Genomic DNA, 22,117 nt, shown 5'->3' on the forward strand with positions numbered 1-22,117 from the left:
TTTCATATACGCCTGAATTGTACCGGGTTACCTGCAGCTCAAGGTTAAGCCCGGCAGCTGCGGTTACGGTCGCTATACTGGTTTCACCTGCTGTTGGGTTGAACTGCATCGGTGAGGCGGTAATCGAAGAGACACTTGCTAAGGTAATCTGACCGGTTGTGGGAAGCTGGTTATTTGCTGAATCATAAACGTAAATAGTGTAGGTCCCATCCATCATGATCCTAGGGGGATTATAGTAGTAAGTGACAGCGTCCCAGTCGGCGGTGTAGACACCTGGGGTGCTGGTCTCGGTCAAGGGAAGATATGAGTTTCCGCTGCTGTCGCGCCAATACGAGTACGAATTGCCGGAGAAATATAATTTCAGCCCTTCCTGGCCCGGCTCTGCCTCGACCGTGATTTCGGCTGCATTGGTGCCTGTGGGAATGAAATGCTCCGGTTCAATGGATAAACCCTCGACGGCAATGCTGTTCCAAGGGCCAATAAACGTTGTCGTACCAATGTTGAAAACCCTAACAGCATATTCACCAGCAGTGACCAGGGCATTTGAATTGTTGGTCCCGTCCCAGCTTACGGTATAAATGCCGGGTTCTGTTTCTGTAAGTGTGAGACCGCTTCGAATTACCGTGGAATAGTCAGAGGAAAGAATTCTGATTTCTATGTTGTTGATATCAGGGGTAGCCGAAACCTCAAAAGTGACCGTTTCATTCTTAAAAGGATTTATGGTGCCGGGATCGACAGAAATAGAGGTTACTTTAGTTTCAGCCTGGGCTGCTGCGGATATAAAAAAAGATACTACGACCACCAATAAAAGCTTATACATCTTCATTTCTGCTCCTCCTTATCACCCTGAAATTAACAGATCTCTTCCAATGACGCCCTCTGGATCAACCGCATAATAAATACACCCTGGCCGAGTTTTCCTCGTTTATTTTTATTTCGCTTTCCTTGATTCCCCATTTAAAAAAACAGAGGGTTTTCCTTTACCCTCCATAAAAACAAAAACCGAGTCACCCTTCAAAAGGCAACCCGGCTTTCTATTGATACAACTTTAAGACCCGTGGCTTTCCGTCCCTGCTTCACAACAGGTTTGGTATTTTCTATTTTTTTCGAAAAAATAAGCAATCTTCATACCGAATTTGATAAACAAATATCAAACAAATAAAGTCGGGCTGAAAAAGCTTATTATTTCAAACCATAAGAATATTTTCGCCAGGCAACCCCATTAGCATATTCGGAAAACTAAGGACTCCTCTTAGGAAATTATTTTCTCATGATATTTTAGTTTGGGAAGTATTTGTTATAATTTGTGTAAAAGATTCATATTTCAATATTGTGATAGCCATGAAGGACATAAAGCGCATGAAGAATATATGCCGGGAATCAATCTTCATGTCCTTCATGCGCTTCATGGTTTTAATGAAGAAGGCCTATTCTTCAATAAGATTGGCCCGCCGGTTGGGTAAAAAATACCTCATTTTATGGGTGCGGATCTGTTCAAGTACCGACATGTCCAGTATATAGGTGTGCATTTTATTTTCGTATGCTACATTTTCACCTGCCAAAAATCCGTCAGGGCCAAGCATCATGGATATTCCGGGGAAATTAAGCCCTGCATCATTTTCGCCGACCTGATTAACCGCTGCCACAAACACGGCATTATCAAATGCCCGTGCCGTTAAATGGCGCTTCCAGGATGCGCTTTTTTCTTCAGGCGTTCCCCGTGGAGACGCATGGGGAATAAAAATAATATCCGCCTTTTTTAATGCCATGGCCGTGGATAATTCCGGGAAATGGGCGTCGTAACAAAGCTGGATTCCGAAATGCACCCCTTTGAATTTAAAGACCTTTACATCATCTCCACAGCTGAAATAGGGTGCTTCAAATGGAGACAAATGAATTTTTCTGTACCTGGCCACGGACTGATCCGGGCGAAACACCAGGTGGGTGCCATAGATTTTTTTAGACGCCGCCTTTTCAACAAGTCCGGTTAGTATCGCGATATTGTATTTTTGTGCAAGCCGATTCAACTCATCCATCCATCCGGAATCAAGGGCAACGGCATTACTTATATCTGCCGGGGCATAACCTGTAAGGTTCATTTCAGGGAACACAACAAAATCACAGTTCTGCTGTGCCGCATCAGAAATGTTTTTGACCGTCAGGGCAAGATTGTGCGCAAACCGGTTCACAGGGCAGTTCTGGATGACCAGGGTCACACGGATGTTTTGCATAATAACCCACAACAATTCAGGGCTAAAATGGACGCCGCAGGCGCCTCATTCTCTTGTTTCTTGTTTCTTGTCTCCAGTTTCATGAACAGGTCAGACTTTAAAATTAGCTGCTATTTTAAATACATGGGTGGCCGGCAGGTTGAGAATTTCGGTCACTCCGGTTTTTTGTGAAATGGTTTCAAGTCGTTCTTTAATTTCTTGAACTGAAGGCGCAATAAACGTAAACCAGATATTGTACTGATGATTTCTTTGATAATTATGGGTAACGCCGCTGAAGGCATTAACGGTCCTAGTGAACAGTTCAATTTTATCAGGTTCCACCCGGGCCGCACACAGGGTGGAATAAAAACCTAAACGGTCGGGACTGAAATTTCCTCCGATTCTGCGGATGATCATCTCCTGTTTCATTTGCTCTATTCTATCGATGAGCTGGTCTTCACTTAGCCCCAGTTCTTCGGCTAAAACCTTGTAGGGCCTTGGATGAATAGGGAAGTCAGCCTGAATCCGGTTAAGTATGTCTTTGCTTGTCTGGTCTTCTATCATTGGGTGGAAAGCTTCCAAAATTGTAAAAAAAGATAAAGGCCCTGTTTAGTTTTAAACAGGGCCTTTATCAATATTAAGTTAAAAACTTAAAATATTTTTTAACTATACACAACCGGTCGGTTTCGGAAGACCGGCCATCTTGCAGGCGCCTTTACCTGGTCCGGAGGGGAACAGTTCATAGATGTGTTTCAGTTTGAACTTTGTGAGCTTGGAAAGAACACGAACCATGGGGGCAATGCCGTTTTTCTCGTAGTAGTCTTGGAGAACTTTAACAAGCTGCCAGTGTTCCTCAGTCATCTCGTCGATGCCTTCCTGGCCTTTTACATATTCTACCCATTCTTCATTGTACATATTGTAGTCAAGAAGAAATCCGTCTTCATCTATCTCGAATGTTTTTCCATTGAATTCAAGTGTTGCCATTTAATCAATCCTCCTAAAAAAGTTTGTTATACCTGCTCGTTTAACCTAATCTTAAGACAAACCGTCTTCACTATCAAAGTCACTTTTACAATTGGAAGCTTACCTTATCTCAGCATTGTATCCTTGTCAACAAAGAATAGCAGCCGTTCGGTAAAAAAAAATGTATCCGAACCCTGCGTGGTTAATACTATTTGGGGTCAAATTAACCTGTTCAAGTGTAAAAATAAGCCTATCCTTGCACATCAGTTCACTTTCGAATCAATCGCGTATGTAAAAGCTTTAATTAATTCTCATTTTTTAAAAACCATGATATAAAACGTTTCGCTGAATATTGTCAACCTTAGTTGGTATAATAATAACCCCTTTATATACAATATTTGAGAAATAAAAACTATTTTTGCATGACAAAAATTATTACCATATGCGGCCCCACTGGCATCGGAAAAACAGGCTTTGCCATTGCCCTGGCCCAGGAACTGAATGGCGAAATTGTTGGTGCAGATTCCATGCAGATCTATAAATATATGAATGTTGGGACTGCCAAACCCGATGAAAGGGAAAGGCGGCTTGCCGTACATCATCTGGTTGACTTTCTTGATCCGGCGGAAAATTTTGATGCAAAAAGTTTTACTGTCCTGGCAGACCAGGCTATTTCCGACATTGCAAAACGGGGTCGGGTGCCTTTGGTCGCCGGCGGGACAGGGCTTTATATCAGGGCCTTACTCCACGGGCTGTTCAGAGGGAAACCGGCTTGCCCGGCAACCCTTGAAAAACTGAATCAGGCCCTTGAGGAAAAGGGGGCACCGGCTCTTCATGAGCGATTGACAAAATGTGATCCAAAGGTTGCAGAAAAGATTCATCCCAATGACGGATTCAGAATTGTAAGGGCGCTTGAAGTGTTTTTAACCACAGGGGTTCCCATTTCCCAGTGCCGGCAGACCCATGATTTCAAGTCAGACCGATACCAAAGCCTTACCTTTGGCCTTCATATGGACCGAAAACTATTATATGACCGGATTAATCAGCGGGTGGATATGATGATGGCCCAGGGTCTGCTTGATGAGGTGAAAAATCTTCTAAACCAGGGGTATTCCCTGGAATTGAAATCCATGCAGTCCATCGGCTACCGGCATATGGGGATGTATATAAAAGGAGACATAAGCCTTGAAGAGGCCGTCCGGTTGCTTAAACGCGATACCCGCAGATATGCCAAGCGCCAGTTTACCTGGTTTAACAAGGAAAAGAATCTGATTTGGATTAATGCCGAAGAGACGGAAAAAGCCATTCAAACGGCAAAAGACTTTTTGACATAACCTCCTGGTTTGATAATATTGAATCTTTTTATAAAGAGACGGTTTTAAACAACAAGACCCTAAAAATGGTAGCTTTATGACTTACACAACACACATAAAATTTGTAATTTCTGTTTGTATTTTAATTGCGCTTTCTTTTTTTTGCGGATGTTCCAAACATGTCATTCCACTCCCTTCTTTTCCTAAGCCGGTACAAAAATCTGTAGCCCCGCAGGAAACTGTCCCTGAACTTATCAGTCAGGCCAGAATTTTAAGCGAACAAGGCGCTGTCCAGGATGCCCTGGTCATATACAATTATGCCTTTAATCTCACCCAAAAACTTGAGACAGGCCAATATATTTATTTTAAAAAGATTATCCTTGATGATATTGAAAGACTTTTATCAAAAACAGACCCTGTAGAGATTCGGAAATTTTCAGACATAAAAAATCTTTCTCTTCCCCGGGATATTTTAGACTACTGGGAGGGTTACAGATTTGCCCAGCACGAAGATTATGCCAATGCTGCAATGGTCTTGAATGCTTTCCTTGAAAGATATCCCGATCATCCCAGGAGCGCGCAGATAAAGGAACTTTTGGCAGGCATGGGTGCCAGATCCTTTGACAAAAAGAAACTAGGCGTTATTCTGCCCTTGTCCGGAAGATATAAACTTTACGGACAAAAGGCCATGAAAGGAATAGAGCTTTCCCTGACCCGGTTATCTGAATTCGGTATCAAGGATTTAAGCATTGTGGTCAAGGACAGTATGTCTGATCCCCAACAGGCTGCCATGTGTGTAGACCAGCTTGGAAAGGAGAATGTTTTTTCCATTCTGGGTCCTATTTTTGTTTCAAAGCAAGTGGCGGATAAGGCTCAGGCCCTTGGTATTCCAATGATGGCCCTGACCCAGAAAACTGAATTTCCCAAATATGGGGATTATATATTTACAAATTTCATAACCCCTGAAATGCAGGTTCAGGCCTTGGGTGCCTATATCTTTCATGAACTGGGGCTGAGAAGTGCGGCTGTCCTATATCCTGACGATCCGTATGGACACCGATATATGCAGGTGTTTAAGGAGATGGTCGATGGGTTTGGAGGCCAATTAACCGCAGTCCAGGCATACGACGGCAGCAAAACTGATTTTTCAGATTCCATCAAAAACTTGATCCGGAACACCGGGTTAACTCCCCAGGCATTGTTTATTCCCGATTCGGTGTCCAGAATAAATCTGATACTCCCCCAGCTTGTCTACCATGACGCCCGGGGCTTTACCCTGTTGGGGACCAACCTGTGGCATGAGGACAGCCTTTTAAAAGAGACCCGAAGGTATAATAGAAATGCCGTCATCTGCGACGGATATTTTTCCGGCAGCGCCAATCCTGAAAGCGCATGGTTTGATAAGGCATTCAAGGAGTTATATCAGGAATCCCCGGGCTTCCTTGAGGCCATTGCCTATGATACGGCCCAAATTCTGTTCAGGGCAGCCAATGCCGACGACGTTAATTCAGGGAAACAACTTAAGGAAGTTTTACAAGGGAATTTTGTTTTTGACGGGGCCACCGGCCGCACGCAATTTGACGAGACCGGCACCCCGCAAAAGGAGTTGTTTCTGATTACCGTGAAGGATGATCAGTTTGTCGAAATCAACCGTTAAACAGCAAATTCTGGCCTGTGGATTCAAGAACCGACTGCCATAGCTTGCCTGACGGATCAATCTTTTTGCGCTGTCCGGCTGAGGCATCCATGGGTATATGCACATAATTATTATTCCAGAAGCTGATAAGCAGATTGGTTTTTCCGGCCATGCCCGCATGTACGGCATCCCTTGCCAGAAGTCCGCAGAACACCGAGTCATTGGCATTCGCCGGCAGACTGCGGATGATGTAGGATGGATCAATGTACTTTAAAGAGATTGGGATGTTTTTGGATTTAAAATAGGTGCTGATTTCTGTCTTTAAAAATAGACCGATATCCTTGAGCTTTAGATTTCCCGAGGCATCATGCTCAATATCCTTGTCATCAAAAAAATTTTGGCCAGCCCCTTCGGCGACAATGATCACTGCATGCCTTCTTAGGGCCAGACGCCGCTCCACAGCAGCCAAAAGCCCGTTTTCCCCATGCAGCAGTATCTCCTCTTCGGGAATAAGCACAAAATTGGCGTCAGGTTGGGCAAGGGCTGCCGTGGCGGCCAGAAATCCCGCATGCCTGCCCATGAGCTTGATCAGGCCGATGCCGTTGGGATAGGCTTCGGCTTCGTTATGGGCTCCCTTGATTGCCAGGGTGGCCACGTCTACGGCTGAATCAAAGCCAAAGGAACGAGAAACCAGGAAGATATCATTATCAATGGTTTTTGGAATGCCAACCACGGAAATCTTCAATCCGCGGTTTAAAATTTCATCTCCAATGGCCTTGGAGGCCATTAATGTCCCGTCGCCTCCCACCATGAAAAGCAGCCCCACCCCTATACGTTCCAGACAGTCCACAATTTCCCCGATATCCTGTCCCCCCCGCGAAGAGCCCAGCATTGACCCACCGGTATTCTGGATGCCTGATACCCGTTCAGGGTTAAGTTCAATCAGTTCATGGCCGTATTTAGGGATAAATCCCTGTAGCCCGTGGCGAATACCATAAATAGTTTTGACGCCATACACATGGTACAATTCAAGCACCAGCGACCGGATAATGTCGTTCAGTCCAGGACACAGCCCCCCGCAGGTGACCACCGCACACTTAAGTTTGCTGGGGTCAAAGTAAATTTTTTCCCGGGGGCCGGCCTGTTCAAAACTCAGCAGACTGTCTTTGTTTTCTCCGGCAATACGGTCAACCCTGACATCAACGCTGATCCTGTACTCATCTTTCATGAACCGGGTTTTACCATCACGGGTCACCCCCTGGGAAGTTAGTGGGGATGGAATCCGGGCAGGACCTAAAACGGAAATAGTGGTGTTGATGTTCATCTTTTTCATTGATTGCCTCCATTAAATTTAAAGGTTCCCTTTCCCAGGATATCGTGGAGATGCAACAATCCTTTAAGACAGCCTTTCTCCCCAAGGATAGGCAAAACCGTAATTTCATATTTTTCCATTAGATTAAGGGCATCATACAGATAAGAATCGGGGGATAGATGCCTTGGGGAGCGGGTCATCACTTCGTCCACAAGCAGGGTATCGGCTGTGCCTCCCCCTTTTGCAAGCCAGTGCCGGACATCTCCGTCAGTAAGTATTCCCATAAGTTTGTCACCCGAATCAAGTATAACAACAGCACCCAGGCGATGAATATCCATGCAGGCAAGGGCCTGGGCCATGGTGGCACCTGTTCGCACAAAAGGCACGCCTGATTTTTCAAGCATCAGTTCGCTAACCTTACCTGACAGACGCTGTCCCAGTGCACCGCCGGGATGGGAACGCATGAAATCGGCCTTTTTAAAATTTTTCTTTTTTATCAGGGCAACAGCCAGGGCATCCCCCATGGCTAGCTGGGCCGTGGTTGAACAGGTCGGCGCCATATTTAAAGGGCAGGCCTCTTTTTTTACGCCGGTGTTTATGATCATGTCGCAGAATCCAGCCATCGTGGATTCAGGCTTTCCCGTAAAGCCTGCAATCCTGCAGCCCACCTCCCGGATCACCGGCAAAAGCTGGTTGAGTTCCCCGGTTTCACCGGAATTTGAGATGGCAATGAATATATCATCACGACCCACCATGCCAAGGTCGCCGTGAACCGCCTCAACCGGATGAAGGAACATGGCATTGGTTCCTGTGCTGCTTAAGGTGGCGGCAATTTTTCTTCCGATTAAGCCGGATTTTCCGATTCCAGAAATAATTACCCGCCCTTTTGCATTGCAGATTGCATTGACAAGGGTTTGAAAATCCATATTTAATTTTTCAATAAGGTCCAGAAGCGACTGGGCTTCGATTTTAAGAACTTCAACAGCATCGTCTATGATCATTGGTTTTCCCGGATTACTATTGTTTTTGACTGGATATATTTAAGGTTATGGCGTATTACGTTTTCATGTTATACATCAGAAAAGACCTGCCCACAAGGGACAGAACCCTAATATGCCGTCGAACAAATATGTGTTTAAAAAGAATTGGTTGACAATTGAAGGACCATTATGATAATTGGTTACGGTTTATTTTTCCCGGTTTATATAAAATCGGTTTTGTTTTGAATATTAAATACTAATGTCAAATGATATAAAAATAAGAACAGGAAGACGATTATGATTTGTACAACTGTTAGAGAAGGTCAGGAGTGTGTTTTCATGACCGCCAAAGGCTGCAGCTATAACGAAGGCAACTGCCTTCCGATTATTGATGAATGTAAAGGGTGCCAGAAAAGTGCCGAGTTTCCCACCGGCGTTTACTGTACTGCCGCACCTGATCCGTCCCTGAAATGGAAAAACGGAACCTGCAACATGGCCACCCATGTTAAAACCGCTACCGAAACCAAAAAACAGAAACTTAACCCCATCAAGGCATCCAAACGAAGATAGCACAGCCGATTCAATGTACGTAAAAACTCTGCAGTTTTCCTTGGACTTCCTTGAGGTCTGGCTGCAGGGTTTTTTCTTTTTTTAGGTGCCACATTCATCTTAATTGAATTTGGATAATATTTTAATATACAGGTTAAATCATGAATCCCATTGCCCAGGAATTGAATAACACCATTAAGCAAGGCGCCCCCCATGTATATGAAATGCTCTCTAACATGGGAAAAAAACTATTTTTCCCAAAAGGTATTTTAACCCAGAGCGCTGAGGCAAAGGAAAAAGCAAACAAGGTCAACGCCACCATCGGTATCGCAAGGCAGGGAAGCTGCGTTCTAAGTCTTACTTGCGTGACCAAATACATCACAGAAATTGAACCGGATGATTACCTGCCCTATGCTTCCTCATTCGGGTTACCGGCACTGCGAAATAAATGGCTTAAGGAGATGTATGTTAAAAATCCTTCACTTGAGGGAACTGTCGTCAGTCTGCCCATAGTCACATCCGGCATTACCCACGGTGTTTCCATATTCTCGGACATGTGGGTAGATGCCGATGATGTTATTGTTATGCCCGACATGTTATGGGGCAACTATAACATGATCTTCCGTGTCCGCAATAGTGCCCGGTTTGTTACATATAAATCCTATGACGATGCATTGACCCGTTTTAATCTGGATGATTTTGAGCGTGTTATCAGGGAACAGGCTGCACTTAATGACAAGATTATTACCATGCTGAATTTCCCTCACAACCCAACCGGGTATGCCCTGAACGAGAAGGAGGCTGACCGTGTTGCAGAAATTCTCATTGATGTGGCACAAAAGGGTACCAATGTGGTGGTAGCCTGTGATGACGCCTATTTTGGACTGTTTTTCGAACAGGAGACATTTAAACAGTCCTTGTTTGCCAAAATTGCCGGTAAAACGAATCGGCTTCTGGCTGTTAAGCTAGACGGGCCGACCAAGGAAGATTATGTAATGGGCTTCAGAACCGGGTTTATCACTTACGGGGTTGCCGCAGACACCAACCTTGAAGGGGTTTATGAGGCTTTAGAAAAAAAGACCGGCGGATGCATCCGGGGCAATATCTCAAATTGTTCGCATTTAAGTCAGACCATTCTCATCAAATCGATGGAAGATGAAAATTATAAGAATCTCAAACAGGAGAAATTTAACCTGCTCAAATCCCGGGCTATGGCCATCAAAGAGGTGCTGAAAGATCCCAAATACGCAGACGGATTCGATGTTTATCCGTTTAATTCAGGATATTTCCTGTGCATTCGTGTTAAGGGTGTGAATGCAGAAGCGTTAAGGCTTCATCTGCTTGACAACTATGGCACCGGTCTGATCTCCATTGGAGAAGACAATCTTCGGGTGGCGTTTTCATGCCTGGAGGAAAAGGATGTGAAAACTTTATTTGACATTGTTCTTTCAGGGATTAATGATCTGAGAACGTAAAACCGTTTTAAATGAATTTAAGCAGAAAAAAAGATGTTGATGTTAAGTATGCCGGAAAATGGGTGTTCTATTTTGTTCTGATAGGCGTCATGTCAGGCCTTGGGGCGATTCTGTTCCATTATCTGTGCGGCCTTGGTATGCACTATTTCATGGATATGATGGCCGGATATCGGCTCGAAGGCTCCGCCGGTGAACATCTGCTGCTGTGCCCCCACACCGATACACCGTTCAACAAGTGGGTGCTGTTATTTTTACCTGCGTTGGGCGGCATTATCCGGGCACGGATTCCAATTATCAAAACCATTGCCTCCACCATCACACTGACCACGGGGGCTCAGGGGGCAGGGAAGGCCCCATTGCCCAGATCGGGGGGGATTCGGTTCTTTCCTGGCCACCAGGTTCAACTTGTCCGAACGGGAACGGTGCATCATGATGGCCGCGGGCATCTGTGCCGGTGTGGGAAGTATATTCAGAGCGCCCCTGGCAGGCGCTCTTTTTGCCGCAGAAGTGCTCTACCGTGATCCTGATTTTGAGTCTTCGGTCATTATTCCGGCAGGGATTTCCTCTGTGGTGGCTTATTGCACATTTTGTCTGGTTTTTGGATGGGGGTCGCTTTTTGAGTCTCCGGCCTTTAAATTTTAAAACCCGCTGCAACTTGGTCCCTACCTTGCCCTTGCCGTGGTTCTGGTCCTCACCGGCATTTTATTATATATTAAGGTGTTCTACGGGACCACAAAACTGTTCCGGAAGCTGAAAATTCCAAACCATATCAAGCCTGCAATCGGCGGGCTTATGACCGGAATTATCGATTTTTTTTCTGCCCTATACCCTGGCCTTCGGATACGGCATGGCCCAGGAGGCCATTTTTTAACCAGTTGACCATCCCAGTGCTTTTAGGACTGGCCCTGGGAAAATTTTTACCACCTCTTTTTCCATTGGTTCCGGCGGATCAGGCGGTGTCTTCGGACCTTCGGTTGTCATCGGCGGTCCCATGGGCGGGGCAGTCGGGCAGTTTTTTCATATATTGCTGCCCACGGTCGTAACCCAGCCGGGCGCCTTTGTCATCGTTGGTATGGCAGGTTTTTTCACGGCTGTGTCCAACACCCCAATATCCACCATTATATTCGTCAGTGAGATGACCAATTCCTATCACCTTCTGCTGCCAAGTCTTCTGGTCTGCTCGGTGTGTTATCTTTTGGCCACAAAATGGTCGATTTATGAAAATCAGGTAAAGTCGCGGGTTGACTCGCCGCTCCATGCCGGAGAATTCATGATAGATATTCTTCAGACCATCAAAGTGGAAAAACTCAAATATTTGATCAAAAACGTCAGATGCCTGAATCAGGACATGCCTTTCAGCCAGTTTAAACAAGTATTAAACTTACAAAGAAAAACATTGATGCGCTGCCTGTGGTGGATGAGAAAGATCCGGGTAAATTTATCGGCATGCTTTACCGCCGTGACATTATTGCCTACTATAACCTTCATGTGGCGAGGATCCGGGAATCCCAAACACTGGATCGTTGTCAATAGTTTACCTGATGTAGAAACAGCCCCTTCGCCGGAGCAGTCGCCCCGGCACGGGGGCGTTCACATGAACAAAGAATCTGGTTGAACGTTTCCGGATTGATCCGTCCTGTGCCGGCATCTTTGAGGGTACCCACTATATTTCTGACCATGTTTTTTAAAAATCCTGTGGCACAGATACAAAATTCCAGCCGATCGTAAGGCTTGTTTGCCCAGCTTGCACTGAAAACCGTTCTTACGGTGGAAGATCTGGGGCTGCCGGTATTTTCAAAGGCTTTAAAATCGTGTTCGCCCACAAGGCATTCACAACACTGATTCATAATATCAATATCCAAGTACGGTTTGACATGCCACAGATAATTCCGACCAATGGCAGCGGGAATTTCTCTGTTTAATATGTAATAGCGGTACTCTTTGGAACGAACATGGTACTGGGCATGGAAATCAGGCGCTGCAAGCCGGCAGTCATGGATCACGATGGGCGCGGACATAAGGCTGTTCATCCCTTTTTGAATGATATCAGGGGCAAGACGGGTATTTGCATGGAAATGGGCCACCTGGGCCCGGGCATGAACGCCTGCGTCCGTACGTCCGGACCCATGAATCTTAATGTCCTGGTTTAGAATCATGGATGCTATACGTTCAAGTTCCCCCTGGATGGTGGGTTTATCAGTCTGGCGCTGCCACCCGAAAAAATCGGTACCGTCATAGGCCACTATAATTTTGAAATTTTTTGTCGGGTTATCCGGACTTTCAACTGTCTTAGGCATCATGCAGTATGGCCTTTTTTAAAAAAAAGAGACAAGCATCCAGAAAATTATCTTCAGATGGTTCCATATTTTTCTTCTCATATTCTGGATATTTGGACATACAAATAATCTGCCCAATCATGTTTGTCAATTCGAACCCATGGCTCTCCAGAAATTTCAACTTTGGTAAAATTAGGGACGAATATATTTTTTCTTGAAAATTACAGGGCGTTGGTTTACAGTCTCTGATGACAGACCGACCGGTCTCCCTTGTGTTTTTGTTGAGGAAATAATATGCAGCTTAAAGATAAAATTATATTTGAGGCATTACGTCAGTTTTCAACCAAAGGGTTCATGGCCACATCAACGGCAAACATTATAAATGCAGTGGGGACATCCAAAGGGGGGCTTTATAATCATTTCAAAAACAAAGAGCAATTGTTTTTAGAAGTACTCCGCCAGGCCCGTAAAATTTGGCGGGAACGAAATTTGGCCGGTGTGGAAACCATTGAACGGCCTGTGGATAAAATTAAACATATTCTGACCAACTATAAAGACCATTACCTGGCTGACAGCGCTAATTTCCCGGGCGGATGCATTTTCATCAATCTGACCGTGGAACTCAGTGACCAATGCCCTCATCTGGCCGCCGAGGTGAGTGACGGCTTTGGCAGGTTTAAATCCATGCTCAGGCGTTTCCTTGAACAGGAACGGTTGGCCGGAGCGCTGAAAGAGAGTGTGGATATTGATGGGGCGGTTGAGGTTGTGTTTTCCGGGTTGTTAGGCGCCTGTGTCATGTATACCGCGGACAAGTCCAAACCAAATTTGGATAGGGCCATGGGGGCCCTTGCCGCATACCTTGATAATCTATGCATAACATAAAATGCCCATGGGCAGTTATTATTAAGAGCCTTCGATGAGAAGGCCATAAAGGAGATCTATGATGATGGAAAAATCATTCAAGGCCATGGTGGTTTCGGAAGCAGGGAATAAACAATATCGCCGTGAAATCGTTCAGCGCCAGATAAGGGATCTGCCTGAAGGGAATGTGCTTGTTAAAGTTTATTATTCTTCACTGAACTATAAGGATGCGCTTTCGGCCAGTGGAAATAAGGGCGTTACCAGGAAATACCCCCATACACCCGGAATTGATGCCGCAGGTATAGTGGAGGAAAGTACGGATTCCGCCTTTAAAATCGGTGACCAGGTCATTGTCACCAGTTATGATCTCGGGATGAATACGGCCGGGGGGTTTGGGCAGTATATACGTGTTCCGGCCGGATGGGTGGTCCCTCTACCCGATGGCCTGAGTCTGCGGCAGGCCATGTGCTACGGCACGGCCGGATTTACAGCCGCCTTGTCCATACTGCAACTGGTTAACCATGGCGTGCTGCCGGAGCATGGTGAAATTTTGGTGTCCGGGGCCACCGGCGGTGTCGGCAGCATTGCCGTATCGATTTTGGCCAAACAGGGCTATACCTTGGCTGCCGTTAACGGCAGAACAGACCGGTCCGATTACCTGAAATCCATTGGCGCCCAGCGTATCATCGCCATTGAGGATGCCGTGGATACCAGCGGCCGACCAATGCTTTCCCAACGTTGGGCCGGAGGCATCGATGCTGTGGGCGGTGATATCCTGGCCACGACCATTAAATCCATGAACGCCAACGGCGTGGTGACCACCTGCGGAAACGTTGCCTCTCCGGAGCTGCCCATCAATGTTTACCCCTTTATTCTCCGTGGTGTCACTTTGGTGGGGATTGATTCACAGAATTGCCCCATGGCGGTTCGGCGAAATGCCTGGGAGAAGCTTTCAAAGGAATGGCAAATTACTCAAATGGAAACGGTTGTAGAAGAGATTACGCTCAATGAGCTGGACCAGCGGATTGACAAAATGCTCACAGGCGGCAATAAGGGGCGCGTGATTGTGCATATGCAGTCTTAACGGTAAAACCAAACCACGCCGGGTCACGGATCAAGGCCGATGACCCGGGGTTCTTGATTTGCAGTCCCCTTTTTTAATGATGAAATGGCAATAATCCCTTCAATGATTTTCTGAATGTTTGACAACCACCACATTGTGGCATAACTTAACTGGTAAGCTTAATTATTTTGTGGAAAGAACATATGGAAAGCAATGAATTTAAAATATTCAGATCTCGTTTAGGGCGTACCCAGAAAGAGATGGCCCAGCTTTTGGGTGTATCCATTAAAGCAATACACAGCTATGAGCAGGGATGGCGCAAAATCCCGGGCCATGTGGAGCGGCATGTCTATTTCCTGGTCTCCCGTATCTTGCAGCGGACCGGTGAGAAAAAAAAGTGCTGGGACCTTTTGAATTGCCCGGAAGAGCATATGACCCGGTGCCCAGCCTATGAATTTCAATCCGGGGATATGTGCTGGTTTATCAACGGTACCCGGTGCGAGGGTAAAACCCACGATTCCTGGGATAAGAAAATGGAAACGTGCCGAAATTGTGATGTGTTCGTGGCGTTGTTTGATGAGATGCATGGGGGGTAAAAAAAATGAGTTTGCCAAATAAAAAAGAAAATCTGTGTCGATGTGTGGGCACACAGACCCGGAATGTTCAAAGAACTGCCCTTCCCGGAGTCATTGACCGGATCATCAATACATTGGATGATCCGGAATGCTTTGCCCACATTGGTGATGAACCCATCCATTTTTCCACCTCGGTCAGGGATATGATTGAAAAATTGAGAAATATTTTGTTTCCCGGATATTTTTCAAAGGAAAAAGTGGACAGTGTTAACCAGATCTACCATGTGGGCCGGGAAATCACACGGCTTTACGACATCCTCTCCAGTCAGATCATCCATGTGCTTCGCCATGACTGTCTAAGATTTGACAGGGTCTGTTCGGAGTGTGAACGCCGGGGCAATGAGGCTGCGTTCACGGTGATCGAACAGATTCCGGCTCTGCGAAAGATACTGGCCGCCGATGTAAGGGCCGCCTATGACGGTGATCCGGCCGCTAAAAGCTACGATGAAATTATTTTTTCATATCCGGGGCTGTATGCCATCACGGTTTACCGGGTCGCCAAGATCCTTCATCAACTTGATATTCCCCAGTTGCCCAGGATTATGTCGGAATTGGCCCACAGCCTGACCGGTATTGATATTCACCCGGGTGCCACCATTGGTGAGCGTTTTGTCATTGACCACGGCACCGGCGTTGTCATCGGGGAAACATCTGTGATCGGTGAAAATGTGCGTATTTACCAGAATGTCACCATCGGTGCGTTGTCCCTGCCCAGGGATGCCGGAGAAAAGTTGCGCTGGGCCAAGCGGCACCCCACCATTGAAGATGATGTAATTATCTACTCCGGGGCCACCGTGCTCGGTGGCGACACCATTATCGGAGCACGATCCGTTGTGGGTGGAAACGTATGGATCACACACTCTGTTCCGGCAGATACCAAAATTTTTATGGAAGAGCCCCGCCTGATTATTAAAAACAAGCAAAGAAAGGAGGCGGTAAGTGAAGGCGATTAAGGACATTACCCAGGCTTGTGGTAACACCCCGCTGGTTTATATAGAAACACACTCTCGGAAATGCGGGGCACACCTGTTCGCCAAACTGGAGTATTTCAATCCACTTGGCAGCGTTAAGGACCGGATTGGTCTTGCCATGATTGAAGCAGGCCTGAAAAGTGGACAGATCGAACCGGAAACACTGATCGTGGAACCAACTTCAGGGAATACCGGTATTGCTCTGGCGTTTGTGGCCTGTATAAAGGGGCTGAAGCTTGTTTTGACCATGCCGGAAACCATGAGTCTGGAACGCCAAAAATTGTTGCGTCATTTAGGGGCACAACTGATTCTGACCCCGGGACACCTTGGCATGCAGGGTGCCGTGGACAAAGCGACCGAGATGGTAGCAACCCACGAAAATACATATATGCCCGACCAGTTCTCAAATCCTGCCAACCCGGCTACCCACCGGATCACTACCGGTCCTGAGATCTGGGAGGCAACACAAGGTCGGGTTGATATCTTTGTGGCAGGGGTAGGTACCGGCGGCACCATCAGCGGGGTGACGGAATATATCAAGGACAAAAAACCTGGTCTTATGTCCGTTGCCGTGGAACCGGCTGAGTCTCCGGTTCTCTCCGGAGGGAAAGCCGCCCCCCACGCCATACAGGGGATTGGTGCGGGTTTTGTGCCGGCTAACCTGAACAGGGAGATCGTCGACCATATTTTTCCAGTCAAAGGAGAAGATGCCATCACTGGTGCCAGAATACTTGCCAAATCCTGTGCAATTCTTTGCGGCATCTCATCCGGCGCCAATTTCCATGCGGCCTTTCAGATAGGTCTGCAGCATCCCGGGAAAAACATTGTTTTTATAGTATGTGACACGGGGGAACGTTATATCAGCACGAACCTGTTCGAGCTGTAATTGCTTTAAATTTCCCTGGGGTCGGTCATGTTTTCCGGGCGCAGCATGTCATCCAGTTGCGCTCGGGTAAGCAGCCCTTTCTTCAAAACCAGGTCATATACACTCCCACCTGTTTTGAGCGCTTCCTTTGCAATGGATGCTGACTGTTCATAACCGATTATCGGAACCAAGGCCGTGACCAATCCGATGCTGGTCTGAACATAATGTTGGCATATATCACGGTTCGCTTCAATGCCCTCAATGCAGCGTGCAACCAGCGTGATACAGCCGTTTTTAAGGATCATCATGCCGTGCAGCAGATCAAAGGCAATGATTGGCTCGGCCATACACAGCTCCAATTCACTCGATTCCGCTGCCATGGATACAACCATATCGTATCCCATGACCTGATAACAGATCTGGTTCATCAATTCCGGGATAACCGGATTTACCTTGCCCGGCATAATGGAAGATCCAGGCTGCATGGGGGGCAGATTAATTTCATTCAGACCACAGCGGGGACCGGAAGAGAGCCAGCGCAGATCATTACAGATTTTTGAAATCTGTACAGCCGCAAGTTTGAGATTGGCAGACATGTGGACAAAAATGCCGGCATTCTGGGTGGCCTCCACCAGGTTCTTGGCCCTTCGCAACTGAAAACCGCTGACCTGGGTAAGCTTCTTAACCACCAGAGTGGCATAACCTGGCGGACTGTTTATGCCTGTACCAATGGCTGTTGCCCCCATGTTAACATCCCGAAATGCCTCGGCTGCCTGTTCGATGGAATTGATGGCGCTGTCAATCATAACCGCATAGGCGCTGAATTCCTGCCCCAGGGTCATGGGAACGGCATCCTGATTCTCAGTGCGTCCCATCTTCAATACGTCTTTAAACGCTTCAGCCTTTCTTTCCAGCGAATTGCGCAGTTTTTCCATTGCGTGGACCAGATTTTTTTTGGCGAGCAGTACCGCCAGTTTTATCGCTGTTGGGTAGATGTCATTGGTGGATTGGGAGCAATTAACATGATCATTGGGATGCAGATATTGATACTCGCCTTTATTATAACCCAAGATTTCCAGACCGCGATTGGCAATCACTTCGTTGGCGTTCATATTGGTGGAGGTGCCGGCACCGCCCTGAAACATGTCAACGGTGAACTGGTCGTGCAGTTTGCCGTACAGAATTTCATCACAGGCCTGGGCTATGGCTTCCATCCTGGCCTGATCAATCCTGCCCAATTCATGATTGGCCATGGCCGCAGCCTTTTTGACCATGGCCAGCGCTTCGATCATGTGTTCAAAATTATTGATATGTATGCCGGAGATGGCAAAATTTTCCATGGCGCGTTGGGTCTGCACGCCATAATATACATCATTGGAAATGTCACGTGTTCCCAGGGAGTCATGTTCCAGGCGAAATCCGCTTGTGACCGTGTCATCAGTTTTCTTGTTTTGAAAAAGTTTATCGTTAAGTATGCGCATGCGTCGATTAATGCTGACTGCAATCCGGGAAACGATCCTGTAAAAAAGATCGGGCTCAGTTTCTCTAAATGCATCAATTTTTTCCCGTGATATCTGCCAGATCTTCACACCGTTTCGGGTAAACGCACCATTGCCGTGGGAATCATCTCCCAGAAAAGCGCTTTCACTGATCATGGATCCCGCAGCCATGGACCCAACTTTGCGTGAAGATCCATGCAGTCCACGCACCAGTTCCACTTCTCCCTCAAGGATAATACCAGCCCATCTTCGGGGCGTTGATTCGTGGAATATCCATTCATTGGACCGATACACCTGCTCCCGGCCTTCGGTGAAAAAATTTGAAAGATCCTTTTCAGTGATACCTGTGGCTTTTGCGGCCAGCTTGATAATATTTTGTTTTATCAACATGAAATTTTCCTACCAATAACTGCGATAAGGAGCAGGGGAAATTGGAGAACGTATTTTTTACGTTCCTGAGTAACTCACCAAAATTATGTTACCACAAAGAAGCAAAAAAATAGTCCCGGTATTGATTAATCCGTAAGGGGGTATAATAATATTTTTATCGACTATTGATTTTAACCCGTCTTTCAAAAGAACACAATAACCCAACGTACCAAGGACAAATTTATGAAGCATTACAGAAAAGAGCTCTGGTTTGAAGTGCCCGGTCGCAGGGCATTTATCAATATTACCCCTAAAGTAGGATAGGCCATGAGACTGCTTTTGGTTGAAGATGATGAAAAAATAGCCAGGTTTGTTGAAAAGGGGCTAAAGGCATCCGGGTTTGCCGTGGATGTGGCCGGTACAGGACCGGACGGCCTGGATATGGCGATAGGTGCGGATTTTGATACCCTGATCATCGATATCATGCTGCCGGGTATGGATGGGTTTGCCCTCATAGAAAAATTGCGGGCCAGTGGCAAAAATACACCCATTATCGTACTTAGCGCCCGGGGCAGGGTGGGGGACCGGGTAAAAGGCCTTGAGGCCGGGGCGGATGACTACCTGACTAAACCCTTTTCTTTTTCAGAGTTGCTGGCCAGGGTCCAGGCACTTATCCGCCGGGCCGGAAACAGCACCGAACCCGTCTCCCTGTCGTATGCGGATTTAAGTGTGGATATTGTCAAACGTCAGGTCAGAAGAGGAGATAAGTTTATCGAACTGCAGCCCCTGGAATTTTCCCTGCTGGCATATCTGGTGCGCAACCGCGAGCGGGTGGTCTCCAAAACCATGATCATGGAACATGTCTGGAATTATAATTTCGACCCCATGACCAATGTGGTGGAAGCCCGTATCTGCCGATTGCGGGATAAGATAGACAAGGGATATTCAAGCAAGCTTATTCATACGGTCCGGGGGGCCGGTTATGTATTAAAGGCGGAAGATGCCTGAGTTTTTCCGCACCGGTTTTTTCAGGAGCATCGCCTTTCGTCTGACGGTATGGTATGCAGGTGTTTTTTCCATCTCATCCTGTGTGGCGTTTGGCCTGTTCTATTTTCTTGCCACCCAGACCATCATGAACCAGGTGGATCAGGAACTCATGGACAAGGCGGGATATTTTCGTACGGTTATCAGCCGAGGCGGAATTGTTGGGGCCCAGAATCTGGCCGTGATTGAAGCCCAGGCGGCAGGGGAAAAGCAGATTTTTTTCAGGCTGCTCTACCCCACAGGCGAGGTCTTTGCATCTTCTTCCATGTCCTACTGGAAAGATGTTCGAATAGATAAGGACATGGTGGACCGGCTGATGAATTCCCGGATTACGGTGTTTAATACGGTTCACATTGCAGGCCAGGAACAGAAAGCCAGAATGATGTATACCTTTGTGGCTTCCAATGTTATTTTACATACCGGTCTTGCCATGAATGCATATTCCCGGTTTTTATCGGGCTTTAAGAAAATATTTTCCATTTCCATGGGGTTTGTGATTTTATTTTCAGCGGTTTCGGGCATGTTTTTATCCCGGGAGGCCCTCTACGGTGTTGCGGCCATCAGGGCCACAGCGAGCACCATAACAGGATCCAATCTGAATGAACGGGTCCCTGAATCCGGCAGCCGGGACGAGCTTGATCTTCTGGCTGTGACATTTAACCGGATGCTGGACCGGATTTCAGCCCTGGTAAAAAGTATGCGGGAGATGTCCGATAATATTGCCCATGACCTTAAAAGTCCGCTGACTCGGATCCGGGGATTTGCCGAACTGGCTTTGATTCAGGAGACCCCGGGGGATATCGAGTCCTACCGGACTATGGCGGCCAACACCATTGAAGAATCAGACCGTCTGCTGGACATGATCAACACCATGCTGGTGATCTCCCGGGCTGAGGCAGGGGAGGCTGAATTTGAATGCGTACCCGTGGATTTAAGTGCAATGATCCTTGACGCCTGGGATCTGTTTGTCCCCTTGGCTGAAGACAAGCAGATTACCTTTACCCAGCAGGTCGAAAAGGCATTGTGGATACAGGGGGATGCCGGAATGCTCCAGCGTGCCTTTGCCAATCTGATTGATAATGCCATCAAATATACCCCTGAAAAAGGCAGTGTTCATTTGACGCTGCAGACCTGGGGCAAAGAGCTGGTTGAAATTCAAATTAAAGATTCAGGGCCCGGTATTGATCCACAAAATCGTGAAAAGATCTTTGAGCGGTTTTTCAGGGAAGAATCTTCCAGGACAACGCCGGGTACAGGGCTTGGTTTAAGTCTTGCCAAAACAATTATAGAACAGCACGCCGGATCAATTTCAGTGCAACCCGGTGAAGATGGGGGAAGTATCTTTATCGTAATATTACCGCATCGTAATTTTGAGATCATTTAAAAATTATCTTTGTGTTTTATTCTTTGTTTACGTCCATAAAGGAACCTTTTGAAATACATTAATATAATTTTAAAGGAGATATAAAAAATGAGACCTGTGGATAAAAAAATCAGAAGGATTACTCTATGTCTGATGTTTTTTGGCCTTTGGGCCTTCCCGGCACTGTCAGGTGCGCAACCCCAAATGGTTCCGGTAAATTTTTCACAACTGGCCGAACAGGCCAAACCTGGTGTGGTCAATATCCAGACAGTAAAGACAATCAAGGGGGGCGGCCGGGTCTTTCGGCATTTTTTTGGTTCTCCGTTCGGGAACCAGCCGGGGTTGGAGGATTTTTTCAGTCCATTTGAGGGGTTGCCGAGGAATCGTACGGAAAGCAGCCTTGGATCAGGCTTTATTATTGATAAGGCAGGATACATTGTGACCAATAATCATGTGATTAAAGATGCGGATCAGATTAAGGTTATCCTTCATAATGACCAGGAATATGATGCCCGGATCATTGGCGCAGACCCTGTAACAGACCTTGCATTGATAAAGATTGATGCCAAGGAGCTGAAACCCTTGAAATTCGGATCCTCCAAGAATGCCCAGGTCGGCTCCTGGGTCGTGGCCATCGGTTCTCCCTTTGGTCTTGAGCAAACAGTGACCGCCGGCATCGTTTCAGCCAAGGGCAGGATGATCGGTTCCGGCCCCTATGATGATTTCATCCAGA

The 22,117-nt window shown here is 46.7% G+C and carries 22 protein-coding genes, 3 pseudogenes and 1 riboswitch; of the genes and pseudogenes, 16 read left to right on the forward strand and 9 right to left on the reverse strand.

Annotation, left to right across the window (positions count from 1 at the left end):
• From B3D59_RS14400 to B3D59_RS14415, 4 genes are all read right to left on the reverse strand, one after another.
• A partial coding sequence (locus B3D59_RS14400; protein WP_286820881.1) for a FlgD immunoglobulin-like domain containing protein occupies nt 1-826 on the reverse strand: 826 nt, incomplete at its 3' end.
• A 191-nt stretch (nt 827-1,017) separates the two neighbouring features.
• Nucleotides 1,018-1,102, reverse strand: a riboswitch (cyclic di-GMP riboswitch).
• Between the two features lie 325 nt (nt 1,103-1,427).
• Nucleotides 1,428-2,231 carry a nitrilase-related carbon-nitrogen hydrolase gene (locus B3D59_RS14405; protein ID WP_286820884.1) on the reverse strand — a complete coding sequence of 268 codons (804 nt, stop codon included), beginning with the start codon at nt 2,229-2,231 and terminating at the stop codon, nt 1,428-1,430.
• A 90-nt stretch (nt 2,232-2,321) separates the two neighbouring features.
• Entirely contained in the window at nt 2,322-2,774 is a 453-nt protein-coding gene (locus B3D59_RS14410; RefSeq protein ID WP_004072425.1) for an AsnC family transcriptional regulator, read from the reverse strand.
• Between the two features lie 102 nt (nt 2,775-2,876).
• Nucleotides 2,877-3,194, reverse strand: coding sequence for a TusE/DsrC/DsvC family sulfur relay protein (locus tag B3D59_RS14415; protein ID WP_004072426.1), 318 nt, complete (start codon nt 3,192-3,194; stop codon nt 2,877-2,879).
• A gap of 401 nt (nt 3,195-3,595) precedes the next feature.
• On the opposite strand from B3D59_RS14415, the gene miaA reads away from it, so the two are divergent.
• Together miaA and B3D59_RS14425 are read left to right on the forward strand one after the other, a co-directional pair.
• Complete coding sequence (miaA, locus tag B3D59_RS14420; protein ID WP_286820891.1) at nt 3,596-4,507, forward strand: tRNA (adenosine(37)-N6)-dimethylallyltransferase MiaA; 912 nt, start codon at nt 3,596-3,598, stop codon at nt 4,505-4,507.
• Between the two features lie 76 nt (nt 4,508-4,583).
• Nucleotides 4,584-6,143 carry a penicillin-binding protein activator gene (locus B3D59_RS14425; protein WP_286820896.1) on the forward strand — a complete coding sequence of 520 codons (1,560 nt, stop codon included), beginning with the start codon at nt 4,584-4,586 and terminating at the stop codon, nt 6,141-6,143.
• On the opposite strand, the gene B3D59_RS14430 is transcribed toward B3D59_RS14425, so the two are convergent.
• Complete coding sequence (locus B3D59_RS14430) at nt 6,133-7,455, reverse strand: ATP-dependent 6-phosphofructokinase (RefSeq protein ID WP_286820900.1); 1,323 nt, start codon at nt 7,453-7,455, stop codon at nt 6,133-6,135. The genes B3D59_RS14425 and B3D59_RS14430 overlap by 11 nt on opposite strands.
• Entirely contained in the window at nt 7,452-8,435 is a 984-nt protein-coding gene (locus tag B3D59_RS14435) for a KpsF/GutQ family sugar-phosphate isomerase (RefSeq protein WP_286820902.1), read from the reverse strand. The genes B3D59_RS14430 and B3D59_RS14435 overlap by 4 nt, the downstream gene beginning before the upstream one ends.
• Before the next feature lie 276 nt (nt 8,436-8,711).
• On the opposite strand from B3D59_RS14435, the gene B3D59_RS14440 reads away from it, so the two are divergent.
• The 6 genes and pseudogenes from B3D59_RS14440 to B3D59_RS14465 all read left to right on the forward strand — a co-directional run bounded on the left by B3D59_RS14440 (nt 8,712) and on the right by B3D59_RS14465 (nt 11,971).
• A complete protein-coding gene (locus B3D59_RS14440; protein ID WP_286820908.1) occupies nt 8,712-8,984 on the forward strand; it encodes a PxxKW family cysteine-rich protein in 273 nt (90 codons plus the stop codon).
• Nucleotides 8,985-9,124: 140 nt separating this feature from the next.
• Nucleotides 9,125-10,438 (forward strand): aminotransferase class I/II-fold pyridoxal phosphate-dependent enzyme, encoded by a 1,314-nt coding sequence (locus B3D59_RS14445; RefSeq protein WP_286820910.1) that lies wholly within the window; start codon nt 9,125-9,127, stop codon nt 10,436-10,438.
• Nucleotides 10,439-10,449: 11 nt separating this feature from the next.
• Nucleotides 10,450-10,959, forward strand: a complete 510-nt coding sequence (locus tag B3D59_RS14450) for a hypothetical protein (RefSeq protein ID WP_286820959.1) — start codon at nt 10,450-10,452, stop codon at nt 10,957-10,959.
• A pseudogene (locus tag B3D59_RS18335) lies at nt 10,871-11,317 on the forward strand (chloride channel protein). Before B3D59_RS14450 ends, B3D59_RS18335 begins: the two are co-directional and overlap by 89 nt.
• Before the next feature lie 55 nt (nt 11,318-11,372).
• Nucleotides 11,373-11,579 (forward strand): annotated as a pseudogene (locus B3D59_RS14460) (chloride channel protein); the annotation flags it as partial.
• A gap of 272 nt (nt 11,580-11,851) precedes the next feature.
• Nucleotides 11,852-11,971: a hypothetical protein gene (locus B3D59_RS14465; protein WP_286820914.1), complete on the forward strand. Its 120-nt coding sequence runs from the start codon at nt 11,852-11,854 to the stop codon at nt 11,969-11,971.
• Here B3D59_RS14465 and truA read toward each other — a convergent pair.
• Nucleotides 11,965-12,738, reverse strand: coding sequence for a tRNA pseudouridine(38-40) synthase TruA (gene truA, locus B3D59_RS14470; protein ID WP_286820924.1), 774 nt, complete (start codon nt 12,736-12,738; stop codon nt 11,965-11,967). The genes B3D59_RS14465 and truA overlap by 7 nt on opposite strands.
• A 270-nt stretch (nt 12,739-13,008) precedes the next feature.
• Here truA and B3D59_RS14475 point away from each other — a divergent pair, with 270 nt between their 5' ends.
• The 5 genes from B3D59_RS14475 to cysK all read left to right on the forward strand — a co-directional run bounded on the left by B3D59_RS14475 (nt 13,009) and on the right by cysK (nt 17,130).
• A complete protein-coding gene (locus tag B3D59_RS14475; RefSeq protein ID WP_286820927.1) occupies nt 13,009-13,596 on the forward strand; it encodes a TetR/AcrR family transcriptional regulator in 588 nt (195 codons plus the stop codon).
• Between the two features lie 58 nt (nt 13,597-13,654).
• Nucleotides 13,655-14,659 carry a YhdH/YhfP family quinone oxidoreductase gene (locus tag B3D59_RS14480; protein WP_349676898.1) on the forward strand — a complete coding sequence of 335 codons (1,005 nt, stop codon included), beginning with the start codon at nt 13,655-13,657 and terminating at the stop codon, nt 14,657-14,659.
• A gap of 182 nt (nt 14,660-14,841) precedes the next feature.
• The gene (locus B3D59_RS14485; protein ID WP_286820930.1) at nt 14,842-15,234 is read left to right on the forward strand and encodes a helix-turn-helix domain-containing protein; all 393 of its coding nucleotides are present in this window, start codon (nt 14,842-14,844) and stop codon (nt 15,232-15,234) included.
• A gap of 5 nt (nt 15,235-15,239) precedes the next feature.
• Nucleotides 15,240-16,226 (forward strand): serine O-acetyltransferase EpsC, encoded by a 987-nt coding sequence (epsC, locus tag B3D59_RS14490; RefSeq protein ID WP_286820935.1) that lies wholly within the window; start codon nt 15,240-15,242, stop codon nt 16,224-16,226.
• Nucleotides 16,213-17,130, forward strand: coding sequence for a cysteine synthase A (cysK, locus tag B3D59_RS14495; RefSeq protein WP_286820936.1), 918 nt, complete (start codon nt 16,213-16,215; stop codon nt 17,128-17,130). Before epsC ends, cysK begins: the two co-directional genes overlap by 14 nt.
• A gap of 5 nt (nt 17,131-17,135) precedes the next feature.
• Here the strand turns inward: cysK and aspA are convergent, their stop codons facing one another.
• Nucleotides 17,136-18,590: an aspartate ammonia-lyase gene (gene aspA / locus B3D59_RS14500; protein ID WP_349676899.1), complete on the reverse strand. Its 1,455-nt coding sequence runs from the start codon at nt 18,588-18,590 to the stop codon at nt 17,136-17,138.
• Between the two features lie 72 nt (nt 18,591-18,662).
• A pseudogene (locus tag B3D59_RS18340) lies at nt 18,663-18,998 on the reverse strand (cyclic nucleotide-binding domain-containing protein); the annotation flags it as partial.
• A gap of 306 nt (nt 18,999-19,304) precedes the next feature.
• Here B3D59_RS18340 and B3D59_RS14505 point away from each other — a divergent pair.
• The 3 genes from B3D59_RS14505 to B3D59_RS14515 form a co-directional block, all read left to right on the forward strand.
• Nucleotides 19,305-19,985: a response regulator transcription factor gene (locus B3D59_RS14505; RefSeq protein ID WP_286820941.1), complete on the forward strand. Its 681-nt coding sequence runs from the start codon at nt 19,305-19,307 to the stop codon at nt 19,983-19,985.
• On the forward strand, nt 19,978-21,405 hold the full coding sequence (locus tag B3D59_RS14510; protein WP_286820943.1) for a sensor histidine kinase: 1,428 nt from the start codon (nt 19,978-19,980) through the stop codon (nt 21,403-21,405). Before B3D59_RS14505 ends, B3D59_RS14510 begins: the two co-directional genes overlap by 8 nt.
• An 87-nt stretch (nt 21,406-21,492) precedes the next feature.
• The coding region (locus tag B3D59_RS14515) for a trypsin-like peptidase domain-containing protein (RefSeq protein WP_286820945.1) at nt 21,493-22,117 on the forward strand (625 nt) is incomplete at its 3' end.

This window comes from Desulfobacter sp. UBA2225 (genome assembly GCF_002348205.1).
GTDB classification, from domain to species: domain Bacteria; phylum Desulfobacterota; class Desulfobacteria; order Desulfobacterales; family Desulfobacteraceae; genus Desulfobacter; species Desulfobacter postgatei.

What these genes read in the sequence shown, in the direction of transcription:
- B3D59_RS14405 (WP_286820884.1), bottom strand. Translation starts at nt 2,231, where the DNA reads ATGCAAAACATCCGTGTGACCCTGGTCATCCAGAACTGCCCTGTGAAC.
- B3D59_RS14410 (WP_004072425.1), bottom strand. Translation starts at nt 2,774, where the DNA reads ATGATAGAAGACCAGACAAGCAAAGACATACTTAACCGGATTCAGGCT.
- B3D59_RS14415 (WP_004072426.1), bottom strand. Translation starts at nt 3,194, where the DNA reads ATGGCAACACTTGAATTCAATGGAAAAACATTCGAGATAGATGAAGAC.
- miaA (WP_286820891.1), top strand. Translation starts at nt 3,596, where the DNA reads ATGACAAAAATTATTACCATATGCGGCCCCACTGGCATCGGAAAAACA.
- B3D59_RS14425 (WP_286820896.1), top strand. Translation starts at nt 4,584, where the DNA reads ATGACTTACACAACACACATAAAATTTGTAATTTCTGTTTGTATTTTA.
- B3D59_RS14430 (WP_286820900.1), bottom strand. Translation starts at nt 7,455, where the DNA reads ATGAAAAAGATGAACATCAACACCACTATTTCCGTTTTAGGTCCTGCC.
- B3D59_RS14435 (WP_286820902.1), bottom strand. Translation starts at nt 8,435, where the DNA reads ATGATCATAGACGATGCTGTTGAAGTTCTTAAAATCGAAGCCCAGTCG.
- B3D59_RS14440 (WP_286820908.1), top strand. Translation starts at nt 8,712, where the DNA reads ATGATTTGTACAACTGTTAGAGAAGGTCAGGAGTGTGTTTTCATGACC.
- B3D59_RS14445 (WP_286820910.1), top strand. Translation starts at nt 9,125, where the DNA reads ATGAATCCCATTGCCCAGGAATTGAATAACACCATTAAGCAAGGCGCC.
- B3D59_RS14450 (WP_286820959.1), top strand. Translation starts at nt 10,450, where the DNA reads ATGAATTTAAGCAGAAAAAAAGATGTTGATGTTAAGTATGCCGGAAAA.
- truA (WP_286820924.1), bottom strand. Translation starts at nt 12,738, where the DNA reads ATGATGCCTAAGACAGTTGAAAGTCCGGATAACCCGACAAAAAATTTC.
- B3D59_RS14475 (WP_286820927.1), top strand. Translation starts at nt 13,009, where the DNA reads ATGCAGCTTAAAGATAAAATTATATTTGAGGCATTACGTCAGTTTTCA.
- B3D59_RS14480 (WP_349676898.1), top strand. Translation starts at nt 13,655, where the DNA reads ATGATGATGGAAAAATCATTCAAGGCCATGGTGGTTTCGGAAGCAGGG.
- B3D59_RS14485 (WP_286820930.1), top strand. Translation starts at nt 14,842, where the DNA reads ATGGAAAGCAATGAATTTAAAATATTCAGATCTCGTTTAGGGCGTACC.
- epsC (WP_286820935.1), top strand. Translation starts at nt 15,240, where the DNA reads ATGAGTTTGCCAAATAAAAAAGAAAATCTGTGTCGATGTGTGGGCACA.
- aspA (WP_349676899.1), bottom strand. Translation starts at nt 18,590, where the DNA reads ATGCGCATACTTAACGATAAACTTTTTCAAAACAAGAAAACTGATGAC.
- B3D59_RS14505 (WP_286820941.1), top strand. Translation starts at nt 19,305, where the DNA reads ATGAGACTGCTTTTGGTTGAAGATGATGAAAAAATAGCCAGGTTTGTT.
- B3D59_RS14510 (WP_286820943.1), top strand. Translation starts at nt 19,978, where the DNA reads ATGCCTGAGTTTTTCCGCACCGGTTTTTTCAGGAGCATCGCCTTTCGT.